The following is a 12,221-nucleotide window of genomic DNA, read 5'->3' as shown; positions in this document are numbered from 1 at the left end:
CCTTTTTCATCTATCAAGAGGATTGACCGCGTTTTGCATCAAATTTTTATACAAAGACAAGAGATACGACTAGGTAAAACCCGTAACACAGCGCTTTTGTTTGTTTAGTTCAAACTCTCAATTCATGATCTAATTTGAGACTGCAGCCTAAAAATTGAACTTTTCAGTGTCTTGTTTAAAGAGTTTAAGATCGGTAATCATATTCTCTGATTTGAGCGCTGACTGGGCCGCATGGGCAGAACCTGTGCTAAAAAGCACCAATCTATCGCTATGCTTAGTGCGCATTTTTCGCATCATAAACTTAATAAGATCTGGGCGAGTGAGTTTGTTGATTTCTGCGACCACTAATTCACGCTGATTAAACTGATAATCACGATTGCCTACGCTCACCCAATAACGCTGGCCACGGGTTTTTAGGTTAGCATCATGCTCCATCACTTGATTGATGAGTCCCTGTTTAGTGCTTTCCCATTCTTCATTGGTAATTTGCATCACGGCATAATTAAAGTCCGCGATAAATTCATCGATTGCCTCTAATAAATGCAGCGGTCCCGTTGTCGGGGATTGAATATAGAAAATGAGTCCCGGATGGCGATTGAGTGGCAGATAACCTGTGCCGACCATGTAGCCCAATTGTTTTTCGGTACGTAACTCATGGAAGAAGGTCGAAGACATAGTGTGGTTGAGCAAGCTAAACAGCGCCATTTTTTCAGGTGTTGCTATAGCTGATTGATAATAAACAATAATCGCACTGTCTTGATGGTCTATCGCCAATTCCCGAAGGAGAGTGCCTTGCCCGGTTAAGTTGATTAATTCACGGGTCGACTCTGCGCTTGGGCTAGAGACTAGGGACAAGATATGCTCCAGTCGTTTTCCTAAGGCTTGCGCCTCTGACACTAGCCAATCGCCGTAAATCAGCCCTTCAAGGTAAATCTTTTCGTAAAAGGCGCGTACATGGTTATGCAGATCATTTAAGGTGATATTTTCAAGCATCTGCGCCATACGTGCAGGCTCGTAACTGCGTTTTTGCAGTGTGGCGGTCAAGCTCGTGAATAGCTGCGAAATCGGTTTGGCTTGTGCTAGGTTTTGCCAGCTACGCAGCAGCTGAGATTTAATTAACGCAAACCTTTCTTCGGTGAAATTACGTTCTCTCGCCTTTTGGATCAGTAGGGCTAACAGCGTTTCTTGATTACCCGTAAAGCCAGATAGATGCAGTGTGATCCCGCCCTGATGAGGGTAAATGTTATAACTAAGTCCAGCGACTTCCGCTTGGTAAGTCGGCTCAGTCAAGTAATCGAGCAACATCTCAACGTATAAGCGGGTGAGGGCAGCATGTTTTGGAGTTTTACTCGCCTGTTCCGAATCAAGCGATAGATACATATGGCCTTTCGGGACATTAAACTCATCGTCTTTTTTATGCCAAATCCGGTATCCCGTTGATTCAGCGACAATCACAGGCACGGCGACTTCACTTTTATCGGGGCGCGCAATGGAGTCAGCCACGATAAAGGGATTGGCTGCGGGCAATTGCAACTCAGGGCGAATTTGTGTCACTTGCCAACGGGCAAGGGATTCGGGTTTTATCAGTAAGACCTGATATGGCGTATGGTACCAATTGGCTTTGCGGTCAGTCTTTACGGACTGTGCGATGAGTTGCAAGCGCATATTTTGCGGCGTCATTAAGCTCAATAGCTCAAGGGTTTCGCTAATATCTAAGCCATCCATGCGATAGTCACCAAAGACTAAGTCTTCCACTTCGTAGTGGTGCATGTTGATGCTTAAGTGGCTGGCTAAATCGAGGGATTTCACCTGCTCCTGATAGCGAAATGCCATCTTGAGCAGGTTTGCTCGTTCTAGATAGCGCCAATCCTCAAGGCCTTGGTTTTTTATCAGTTCGATATATTCAAAGCAGCTGCACACGATATCGTCAATATTGGCCACGCCTTTGTCGGTCAGTTGCAGACCTATGCTGTAGTCCTTGAAGTTATAGCCATTGACTCCGCCGCCCGCGGAGAGATTATTCACTAAACCCTGTTCTTTAAGATACGACAGTAGGCTACCCTTACTCTCATTACCCAGGATATGGCTAATGTAGGTCAGCGGCTTGCGTTTGTAGTAGTGATCGATGCCAGGGAAGTTAAAACTGATACTTAAACGCTTTTGTTCCTTTAAAGGGACAATATTGATTTGCTTAAGCAGTTCATTTTCTGAAAACAGCGGCACATCAGGATACTGTTTGACTAAGTTTAAGTTGCGGACCGCACTGAAATATTCGACCGCAAGTGCTTGAAGGTCATCTAACGGCATCGGGGCGACTAAACAGAGCGTCATTAAATTGGCACTGTAATGGCTTTGATAAAACGCCAATAGCTCGCTTCTGACCTGTGCCTGTTCTCCGCCAAGGGTGACTAAATTGCCGACAGAAAATTTCGAAAACGGATGCTGTTGATTGACGGTTTCTTTAAGCACTTGATAGGTGCGGCGGATGTCGTCCTTCAGCTTTAAACTAAATTCAGATTCAATCGCTTGGCGCTCCCTATCGACCAGGTCGAGGTCAAACTTGGGGGCGATAAAGAATTGGCTAAATCTGTCTAGGGAGTCGGCAAAAACGTCGGCGTTGATGGTAAAAAAGAAATTGGTGTGCTCTGTGCCGGTCCACGCATTATTACTGCCGCCATGCTGATTGATAAAGGCATGATATTCGCCGGAGTCGGGGAATTTTTCAGTGCCTAAAAAGAGCATATGCTCTAAAAAATGTGCCATACCGGGTCTATCCACAGGATCATCAAAATGTCCTACGGCCACCGCCATGGAAGCGGCGGCTTGGCTGGCGTCCAAATCTTCGACCAATAATACCCTGAGGGCATTATCTAACACGAGATAACGGTACTGACGATGATCGTTTGGACTTTTGTAAATAGACTGAGAGGCTTGCAAAGAGACACTCCGGTAACGATAGCTTGTTATATATTGATAGTCTTAATGGTTTTTGGCAAATATCTCTTGTGTTTATCGACTAAAGATTAACCCTTACAAGGTTTGTTGAAATCCATTTTAGGGCTACAATTGGGATAAAACAAAAACAAGTGTGGGTAGCGAGAGAAGTATGCAGCTATTTTTGATGCGACATGGTGACGCTGGATTTAATGCTCAGTCGGATAGGGACAGGACGCTTACCGATTTAGGAAGACACCATACTGTCTTGATGAGTAACTGGTTAGCCCGAAGTGTCAGCGATTTTGATCTTGTTTTGGTCAGCCCTTATTTACGTGCGCAGCAAACCTGGCAGGAATTGAGTCAACATTTCCCCGAGCCTCGCAAATGGCTGGTCGTGGATGATTTAGTGCCGTCAGGCGATCCCGCCAATGTAGCCGCTTTAATTGTTGCCTATGCCGAATTGTACAAGGCCGATAAAGTGCTGGTGATTTCCCATATGCCACTCTTAGGCTATTTGGTTAGCGAGCTAGTCGCGGGTGTTGAGCCGCCCTTGTTTGCCACCTCGGGAATTACTCTGATAGATAAACATGCCGAGCAGGCCAGTATTGTTTGGCAACATGCGCCCCACAGCATTAGTTAACTTCTTCGATAAAACAAAGGGCTCACATTAGTGGGCCCTTTGTTTTTTAGAGGATAAATACGTCCATTAACGTCGATGTGGTTGATCGCCAATATCGATAAGCACCAGCAGCGCCGCATCGCCCCCCCATTCTTTTGGGGCCTGATGAAACGCTTTTACCATCGGATGTTGCACCAACCACATAGGCACCTGCTGTTTTAGTATGCCAGTGCCGTAACCGTGCATCACACAACAACATTGGCTCTGCTGTTTTACGCAGGCTTGGATAAGCGCCGCGAGCTCGAGTTTAGCCTCTGATTGGCGGTAACCGTGTAAGTCCAGCAATAAATCCGGTTGGTAATCGCCGCGTCTTAAGCGTTTAAGCTCGAGACTATCGACACCCTCATCGAGCCAACGCATTGGCCCCTGAACGGGCAGCAGAGGTTGATAAGTATCTGAGAAATAACTGTTAGCATGCAGTTGCTGCTCTTTCAGTTCAATTTCCTGTTTGGTTTTTAGGGGCGTGCGAAAATGCCGCTTATCTTGGGCGATAGGTTTTATCCCCTCGATCAGCGCCGAAAACATCGCCATGCCTTCTTTATCATCGTCTTTATTCATGGCGGGTATTCTATTGAATCCTATGGTTTCTGAATAGAGTTCAGTTACAATGTTTGCGAACAAACAAGCGGGAGAGCGTTTTGGATAAGATCTTTGTAGATGAAGCTGTGACAGAGTTACGCACCATAGGTGACATGTTGCGTTGGGCGGTGAGCCGCTTTAATGATGCCAATGTGTACTATGGCCACGGGACGGATAACGCGTGGGATGAGGCCATCGCCCTAGTGTTTCATGCGCTGCACTTGCCCGAAGAAATCGGCCAACAGGTGATTTTAAGTAACTTAACCAGCAGCGAAAAACACAAAATCGTCGAGCTGATCATACGCCGCGTACGTGAACGTTTGCCAGTGCCTTATTTAACCAATAAAGCGCGCTTTGCAGGGCTTGAATTCTATGTGGATGAGCGCGTATTGGTACCACGTTCACCTATCGCCGAGATGATTGCCAATCGCTTTGCTCCTTGGTTATACGGCAAACCCGTTAATCGTATTTTAGATTTATGTACTGGCAGTGGTTGTATCGCGATTGCCTGTGCTTACGAATTTGATGAGGCCGAGGTTGATGCGCTGGATATCAGTGAAGATGCCCTCGATGTGGCGCAAATCAACGTTGAAACCTTAGGGGTGATGGACAGAGTTTTCCCGATGCAATCGGATCTGTTTTCAGCCATTCCAGAAGGTCCACAATATGATTTGATTGTCTCTAATCCGCCCTATGTTGACGAAGAAGATATCGGCGATATGCCAGATGAATACCACCATGAGCCTGCGATTGGTTTAGCTTCGGGTCGTGACGGCCTCGATTTAACCAAACGTATTTTAGCGAATGCAGCCCAATACCTGACACCAACAGGGATTTTAGTGGTTGAGGTGGGTAACTCTATGGTGCATCTGATGGAGCAATTCCCTGAAGTGCCTTTTACTTGGATTAGTTTTGAACACGGCGGTGACGGTGTGTTTGTGCTGACTCGCGATCAACTGGTCGAACATCAATCGCTTTTTGCTATTTATCGTGACGCGCAATAATCACAATAAGCACATAAATTAGGTTGAGTCTTTTCCCGCTGCCAGTTAGGCTTGCAGCGGGAAAAAGAATTGTCCAGCCATTGCTGGGCGCGGAGCGATAAGTAAATCATTTAAGGTGTAAAAAGCGGATGTCTGGAAACAGTATTGGTCAAAATTTTGTGGTGACTACCTTTGGTGAAAGTCACGGTGTGGCACTCGGTTGTATTATTGATGGTTGCCCTCCAGGGCTCGAACTCACCGAAGCCGATATGCAGCATGATTTAGACCGCCGTCGTCCTGGCACATCCCGTTATACCACCGCGCGCCGTGAGCCTGATGAAGTTAGGATCTTATCCGGTGTGTTTGAAGGCAAAACCACAGGCACCTCCATTGGGCTTCTGATCGAAAACACCGATCAGCGCAGCCAAGATTACTCCAATATCAAAGATTTATTCCGTCCAGGACACGCCGATTACACCTATCAGCAAAAGTATGGTCTGCGTGATTACCGTGGCGGTGGCCGCTCATCGGCCCGCGAAACCGCTATGCGGGTCGCTGCGGGTGCTGTGGCGAAAAAGTATTTAAAACAAGTGCATGGCATTAATATCCAAGGCTATATGTCTCAACTTGGACCGATTAGTGCCGAGACCCTCGATTTTAGTCAAATCGAGCAGAATGCCTTTTTCTTCCCCGATGCGAGTAAGCTCGAGGCGCTAGATGAATATATGCGCGAGCTGAAAAAATCCGGTGATTCCATTGGCGCCAAAATCTCTGTGGTAGCGACTGGCGTTCCTGTTGGACTGGGCGAACCTGTGTTCGATAGGCTCGATGCCGATATCGCCCATGCCTTAATGGGCATAAACGCGGTAAAAGGCGTTGAAATCGGCGATGGTTTTGGCGTTGTCACGCAAAAGGGCTCGGAAGGTCGCGATTTAATGTCGCCGCTGGGTTTTGAATCAAATCATGCCGGTGGCATACTTGGCGGCATTTCGTCGGGCCAACCCATTGTCGCCCATATTGCATTAAAACCGACCTCGAGTATCAGTGTGCCGGGCCAAAGCATGACGGCCCAAGGTGAAATGGCGGAAGTGGTGACTAAAGGTCGTCACGACCCCTGTGTCGGGATCCGCGCGGTACCGATCGCCGAAGCTATGCTGGCGATTGTGTTGATGGATCATCTGTTAAGACACAGAGCTCAAAATCAGGATGTTTGCAGTCATACACCGATTCTCGGCATGAGATAGGCGCGATGAATGAGACAGTCTGCATGGAATAAAGATGCATAGCGGCTGTGTAATAAATGGAATGCGTTAATGCCAACAATCTCTAGCACAAGCCAGCAGTTACGCTGGCTATGTGCCTGTTATTTTTTCTTCTTTTCAATTCTCGGCACTATGATCCCTTACCTTGGGGTCTTCTTCGAAAACCGTGGATTTAACCCTCAAGAAATCGGTTTTTTGCTGGCGATTTTAATGGCGACCCGAATCGTGGCACCCAATGTGTGGGCTAAGGTGGCCGATCGCACTGGCATGCGCTCCGAATTGGTGAAGATGGGCGCGGGCGCCGCGATGCTGGCGTATTTGAGTTTCTTCTACCACGGTGGCTTTATGTATATGGCGCTGAGCCTTGCGCTGTATACCTTTTTCTGGAACGCGATTTTGGCACAGCTTGAGGTGATCACCCTCGAAACCTTAGGTGAAAATGCCAGCCGCTATGGACAAATCCGCAGCTTTGGCAGCATTGGCTATATCTGCTTAGTGGTCGGTGCCGGTTTTGCCATCGGCCAATGGGGTACTGAGGTGTTGCCTTATATTGGTTTAGCCTTGTTTACTGGGATGCTGGTCAGTGCCTTGCCGTTGCCTGCGAATCGTGCCGTCCGCCCTCAGGGGCAGGAGCGGCAGCCGCTAAAATGGACTAAGCCCATTCTGTGGTTCATGGTGTCGGCGATGTTATTACAGATGAGCGCTGGGCCTTTTTACGGTTTCTTTGTGCTCTACCTTAAGCAGGCGGGTTACACCGAAGCGGCCGCGGGGATTTTTGTCGCCCTCGGTGCAATGGCCGAAATCGTGATGTTTATGTTTGCGCCTCGCTTGCTTGGACGTTATGGCGTCAATACCTTGCTTGTCGTCAGTATCGCTATGACCGCCGTGCGCTGGTTGCTGGTCGCCTTTGGCGTTGAGAGCATGTTATTGCTGGGCTTAAGCCAAGTGCTGCATGCGTTCACCTTCGGTTTGACCCATGCGGCCTCGATTCAGTTTGTGCACCGTCATTTTGATGCCAGTCATCGCAGTCAAGGACAAGCCCTGTATGCCAGCTTAAGCTTTGGGGTTGGCGGCGCACTCGGAACGTGGATTTGCGGTTATATCTGGGGTGATGGTAGCGGTGCTGTATGGTCTTGGGTATTTGCGGCGGCCTGTGCCTTTGCGGCCATGTTAGCGGTATTTTTGATCCCTAAGGATAGGGCGCAAGCAGTTGCTGCATAAGCTTATATTGATTGTGAAAGTAACTCATTGTAAAAACTAGAATAATTAACAAGAGAGGTTAAGGTGATCCGGTTTCGTTTAGGCTTAGTCATCAATCCACTGGCGGGTTTAGGTGGTAGTGTGGGTCTTAAGGGCAGCGATGGCGTGGCCGAGCAGGCACTCGCCTTAGGTGCCGAGCCCAAGGCGATAAAGCGTATGATGCAAGCCTTAGAAGTGATTGCCCCTTTTGCCAATGATATCGAAATCATAACCGCCTCAGGGGTGATGGGGGAGGATGCCGCCAACGCCTTAGGTTTTAACACCCGTGTGGTGTATCAAACTCCGGATAAAACTCAAGCGATAGACACGCAAGCCGTTGTGCGTACCTTGCTTGATGAACCGTTAGATTTATTACTGTTTGCGGGGGGCGATGGCACGGCGCGCGATGTGTATAGCGTGTTTGAACAAGCCGTTATCGACGATAAATTACCCGTGCTTGGTGTGCCGGCTGGGGTAAAAATCCATTCGGGCGTTTACGGTATCACCCCCCATGCTGCGGGCATGGTCGTGAAAATGCTGCTCGAAGGTGAGTTAGTCAGCCTGATGAGCGCCGATGTGATGGATATTGATGAAGTGGCCTTTCGCCAAGGCACGGTGCGAGCCAAACGGTTTGGTGAGCTGTTAGTGCCTGCAGAACCCCGTTATGTGCAAGCGGTGAAGATGGGCGGAAAAGAAGTCGATGAGCTTGTGCTCGCCGACATTGCCGCCGATGTTATCCAGCAGATGGAAGACGAGCTGTACATTATGGGTTCGGGCAGCACGGTCGCCTTTGTGATGGAAGAGCTTGGCCTCGATAACACCCTGTTGGGGGTTGATCTGATCCAAGATAAAACCTTAGTAGCGAGTGATTTAACCGCCAAGCAGTTACTCGACTTTACCCAAGATAAGCCGGCAAAACTGGTTATTACCTTGATTGGCGGGCAGGGGCATATTCTCGGTCGTGGCAACCAGCAGTTGTCGCCAGAGCTTATCCGCCGCCTCGGTAAGGACAATATTATTATCCTCGCCACAAAAACTAAGCTAAAAGCACTTGAAGGACGCCCCTTAATTGTGGATAGTGGCGACCCTCAATTAGATCGTGAGCTTTGTGGCTATTACAAAGTGACGACGGGTTACCATGATTATGTGATGTATCAGGTGGCCAACCCCGACTATTCAGATTTATAGCACCGAGGGGCCAACGGCCATTTGGGCGAAATACGTTATTGGAGAGTTTGACCCGATGTTAGAGCAGTATGAAGAAGCACTAGAACAGTGGATTGAGTCTGTAGTGAGTCATGGTGATGATGACGCCTTATTTGCCTGTGGTTATCTGCAAGGGCATGTGGCGGTGGTGTTATCGCAACTCGAAGACGAAGGCGAGAGCACGCTAGCAGCCTTGCTCGAAAAAATGACCGACTGTTTAGCCCTCGCGCGCCAAGAATTAAATGATGCCGATTTTGCATTAGTGGAAGCGGCGTGGACACAATTGCATTGCAAGATTGTTAGTCATTTAGCGGCCTAATTGATGAGTACATCCACGACGACTTCGGTTGATGCCATGGCAAAACCTGAGGCGAAGCAAGCGGTTTATATCGGTCTAGTCAATCCGAAAACCCCGACCAATGTGGGCGGCATTATGCGCGCTTCGGGTTGTTATGGTGTCGATGCGGTGTTCTACACGGGCAAACGCTATGAGTATGCCGCCCGTGGGCCGCAGCAATATAATGCCGATACGCAGAGCGCCGCCGAGCGCATTCCGTTAACTGGGGTGGCCTCTTTACTCAATGCGCTCCCCTCTGACACTAAGCTGGTGTGCGTGGATTTAGTCCTAGGGGCAACACCCTTACCTGAGTTTGTGCATCCCGAGAAAGCCTTTTATGTGTTTGGCCCAGAGGATGGCACCATTGGCCAAGAGATTATCGATAGAGCCGATGCCGTGGTGTATGTGCCTACGGTAGGGTGCATGAATCTGGCGGCCTCGGTGAACGTACTGCTTTACGATAGATTGGCGAAAGCCCATCGCGAGCAGCTATCAGCTCAAACCGAGTTTGATGGTGATGCCTTGATCCGTCAAAGCCGCGACAACAATAATCGCACCAGAGTAAAAACCACTAAGCAGGGTTCTTCGCTCTAGGGTTAACGCTCAATGCTCAGTTGAAATACAAAAAAGGATTAAGCACTGCTTAATCCTTTTTGTTTTGGGCTGCCAATCATGGGGGGGTAAGATACAAGCCTGATTAGTATTCTATTGTAAATTTTTGTTTTAATTAACTAGTTCCACTCAATCCGCTCTTTACTAAAGCGCTCTTTACTAAAGTGCTTTACCCTTTACTAATTTGCGTAACCACATCCGATTGGGGTTGAGTTTATTTAAGGTGGGCCAATCCAGTGGCAGCGGCTCACCGGTTAATTGTGCAGCCAAACATTCGGCCGCTAAGGGACCAGAGCTTAATCCCCGCGACCCTAAGCCACCCAGGATATAAAGGCCATCGAGGATCGGAGCCGGGGTCGTTTGCCAATAATGCTTGCTTTGTTCGGCCTGCTGCTGATTGAGTTGCTGCTGTTCATAGCGCGCCAATATTTCAGCCACATCGGGCGCACAGCCCATCATGGGGAAATGATCCCGCGTCACCATCCGCACGCCGACACGGGCGCTATTGCCGCTGATGTCGATATCGTCAACCCAGGCTTGGTTGGGGTAGCTTTCTTGCATTTTTCCGAGGTTTTCCCGTTGCTCCTGCGGGCAAAAATCGAAGTGTTCTGCCGCTTTGACATAACTGGCGCCGAGGCAATGCAAGCCTTGATGACTCGGCGTGAGGTAACCGTTGGCGCATAACACTGTCGCCAATTGGCTCAGCTTAAATTGGGCGGGGACGTGGCTCACTTGGCCGCGAAACGGACTTATCTGTAATCGCTCACTGGCCGAAAATTGGGTGAGCTGTGCGCCATTGGCGAGCACGAGTTGGCGGAATGGTCCAAAACGCTGGCCTTGACTGTGGAGATACCAAGCCTTTGCATCACATTCAATTTCGGTGATCTCGGTATTGAAATGGCACTGCACATTGGCAAGCTGCGAGGCCTTATCCACCGCGGCTTTGGCGTATTCAAATGGGCATACCCAGCCTCCGAGGGGATAAAAAAATCCAGCCTTATCAATCCCTATTTGAGCAATTTCGTTGGCTTCATTCGCATCCACGGCGTAGGCGATTTCCGCCGGCCAGTCCTGACTTTGGATGATTTTATCCAACCGTTGTTGGCTGCGCTCATCATGACCCGTTTGCAATACCCCACAAAAGTCATGGGAAATCGCGGTAACAGTAGGGGCGGCGTCTGTCTCCATCATCGACGCATGGCTCAGCGCCTCGATGCGGCGGCGGCTGAACAAAAATGCCTGTTGGAAAAAACGACTCAGTTCATCATTTTCAGGTGTGAGTAGGGGATAAATCGCCCCTTGGCGATTGCCGGATGCACCTTGACCTAACTCATTATCCTTACAAAACAATGTGCTACTTTGGCCTCGTTCGGCAAGGGATAGCATTAGGTTCGCTGATGCCAGTCCGCCACCGACGATGGCAACAGGATGATCTTTAGCGGTGAGCGCTGCGGGTTTTGGGGTAAATGCCTGAGCAGTATCGGCTTGCTGGCGTAGCAGTTTGCGCTCATGGAGCAAAATCTCATCGGTGATAATCTGGCTTGGCAGTGTGTCACTTGCATCACCATTTAAGGCATCTTGGCTGACGTTAAGCGTGCTAAAGCCACTGCTGTGGGCAAGCTGCTTCAAGGTTTCAGCCAAATTGATCCCAATCAGCTGGACATCATCGGTACTCAAACGGGCCATTTGCCAGACTTGCTTGCCATTTAAATGCGATGCCAAATGCGGTAAAACCAGCCATTGCCGAATGGGATGAGCAGCGCTGTGGGGCAAATTGGTGAGTGAGGTTTGCAGGTCGCCAAAATGCAAATCGACCGTGATACGGCCGTCATCAAAAATTAATCTCTGGCACCCTATAATGCGTGCAGGTTTTGCCTTAAGTAAGGCATTGGCAATCGGTTGTAAATGAGGCGTGGAAATTAAGCTTTGCGATTGATCCCAAAGTAATTTAAGTTCGTAATCGTTAATGGGATTGGGCTCAAACACTTTGACTAACAGCCGTGTGTTGCTTTGAGTCTGCGTTTGCCAGTGTTGTAGTAGAGAGAGCAGCTCGAGTCCATCGCCTAATCCCCATTGTCCCATGACGCACAGTCCCTGACCGAGTTGGGCTGATGGCGTCGTTAAGCGGGAGAGTCGAAGGCGAGTTAAATTGTCCAGAGACTGTGCAGTAGTCAACGCGCATGGGGGATAAAGGTTGATCAATTGCGGGTAATCACGCTTAAATTGGCAAGATTTTTGGGGCTTAGCAGTCAAAGAAATATACTCTCAGTCTCATATTGGGCATTATTTTACCCGCCTTTATGGAAAGCTGACCACTTAATTGAAGCAAAACAGATACTATTGGCTCAGCAAAAAGTAGGTACTGACATGTACACAATGGATAGCAA

Annotated in this window: 10 protein-coding genes; 7 read left to right on the top strand and 3 right to left on the bottom strand. The window is 48.8% G+C overall.

What is annotated here, in order from left to right:
- Nucleotides 1-147 precede the first annotated feature (147 nt).
- Complete coding sequence (locus tag ACUZ8J_RS13780) at nucleotides 148-2,937, bottom strand: insulinase family protein (RefSeq protein ID WP_446694151.1); 2,790 nt, start codon at nucleotides 2,935-2,937, stop codon at nucleotides 148-150.
- Between the two features lie 169 nt (nucleotides 2,938-3,106).
- On the opposite strand from ACUZ8J_RS13780, the gene sixA reads away from it, so the two are divergent.
- Nucleotides 3,107-3,577 (top strand): phosphohistidine phosphatase SixA, encoded by a 471-nt coding sequence (sixA, locus tag ACUZ8J_RS13775; RefSeq protein ID WP_011622196.1) that lies wholly within the window; start codon nucleotides 3,107-3,109, stop codon nucleotides 3,575-3,577.
- Nucleotides 3,578-3,643: 66 nt separating this feature from the next.
- Here sixA and smrB read toward each other — a convergent pair whose 3' ends face one another.
- Nucleotides 3,644-4,174 (bottom strand): endonuclease SmrB, encoded by a 531-nt coding sequence (gene smrB, locus ACUZ8J_RS13770; RefSeq protein WP_011622197.1) that lies wholly within the window; start codon nucleotides 4,172-4,174, stop codon nucleotides 3,644-3,646.
- Nucleotides 4,175-4,254: 80 nt separating this feature from the next.
- Here smrB and prmB point away from each other — a divergent pair, with 80 nt between their 5' ends.
- From prmB to ACUZ8J_RS13740, 6 genes are all read left to right on the top strand, one after another.
- Nucleotides 4,255-5,199: a 50S ribosomal protein L3 N(5)-glutamine methyltransferase gene (gene prmB, locus ACUZ8J_RS13765; RefSeq protein WP_446694150.1), complete on the top strand. Its 945-nt coding sequence runs from the start codon at nucleotides 4,255-4,257 to the stop codon at nucleotides 5,197-5,199.
- A gap of 128 nt (nucleotides 5,200-5,327) precedes the next feature.
- Nucleotides 5,328-6,422 (top strand): chorismate synthase, encoded by a 1,095-nt coding sequence (gene aroC / locus ACUZ8J_RS13760; protein WP_011622199.1) that lies wholly within the window; start codon nucleotides 5,328-5,330, stop codon nucleotides 6,420-6,422.
- Nucleotides 6,423-6,491: 69 nt separating this feature from the next.
- Nucleotides 6,492-7,661 (top strand): MFS transporter, encoded by a 1,170-nt coding sequence (locus ACUZ8J_RS13755; protein WP_446694149.1) that lies wholly within the window; start codon nucleotides 6,492-6,494, stop codon nucleotides 7,659-7,661.
- 63 nt (nucleotides 7,662-7,724) lie between these two features.
- Nucleotides 7,725-8,867, top strand: coding sequence for an ATP-NAD kinase family protein (locus ACUZ8J_RS13750; protein WP_446694148.1), 1,143 nt, complete (start codon nucleotides 7,725-7,727; stop codon nucleotides 8,865-8,867).
- 55 nt (nucleotides 8,868-8,922) lie between these two features.
- Nucleotides 8,923-9,204 carry a YfcL family protein gene (locus tag ACUZ8J_RS13745; RefSeq protein ID WP_446694147.1) on the top strand — a complete coding sequence of 94 codons (282 nt, stop codon included), beginning with the start codon at nucleotides 8,923-8,925 and terminating at the stop codon, nucleotides 9,202-9,204.
- A 3-nt stretch (nucleotides 9,205-9,207) separates the two neighbouring features.
- A complete protein-coding gene (locus tag ACUZ8J_RS13740; RefSeq protein ID WP_446694146.1) occupies nucleotides 9,208-9,816 on the top strand; it encodes an RNA methyltransferase in 609 nt (202 codons plus the stop codon).
- Nucleotides 9,817-9,993: 177 nt separating this feature from the next.
- On the opposite strand, the gene mnmC is transcribed toward ACUZ8J_RS13740, so the two are convergent.
- Nucleotides 9,994-12,087, bottom strand: a complete 2,094-nt coding sequence (gene mnmC / locus ACUZ8J_RS13735) for an FAD-dependent 5-carboxymethylaminomethyl-2-thiouridine(34) oxidoreductase MnmC (protein WP_446694145.1) — start codon at nucleotides 12,085-12,087, stop codon at nucleotides 9,994-9,996.
- Between the last annotated feature and the right edge of the window lie 134 nt (nucleotides 12,088-12,221).

This window comes from Shewanella sp. Koi 1 (assembly GCF_052907445.1).
Note: the sequence above shows the minus strand (reverse complement) of the source record. Positions and strands in the feature narration are given on the sequence as shown.

Coding starts and splice junctions, on each gene's coding strand:
- sixA (WP_011622196.1), top strand. CDS start 3,107: ATGCAGCTATTTTTGATGCGACATGGTGACGCTGGATTTAATGCTCAG.
- smrB (WP_011622197.1), bottom strand. CDS start 4,174: ATGAATAAAGACGATGATAAAGAAGGCATGGCGATGTTTTCGGCGCTG.
- aroC (WP_011622199.1), top strand. CDS start 5,328: ATGTCTGGAAACAGTATTGGTCAAAATTTTGTGGTGACTACCTTTGGT.
- ACUZ8J_RS13755 (WP_446694149.1), top strand. CDS start 6,492: ATGCCAACAATCTCTAGCACAAGCCAGCAGTTACGCTGGCTATGTGCC.
- ACUZ8J_RS13745 (WP_446694147.1), top strand. CDS start 8,923: ATGTTAGAGCAGTATGAAGAAGCACTAGAACAGTGGATTGAGTCTGTA.
- ACUZ8J_RS13740 (WP_446694146.1), top strand. CDS start 9,208: ATGAGTACATCCACGACGACTTCGGTTGATGCCATGGCAAAACCTGAG.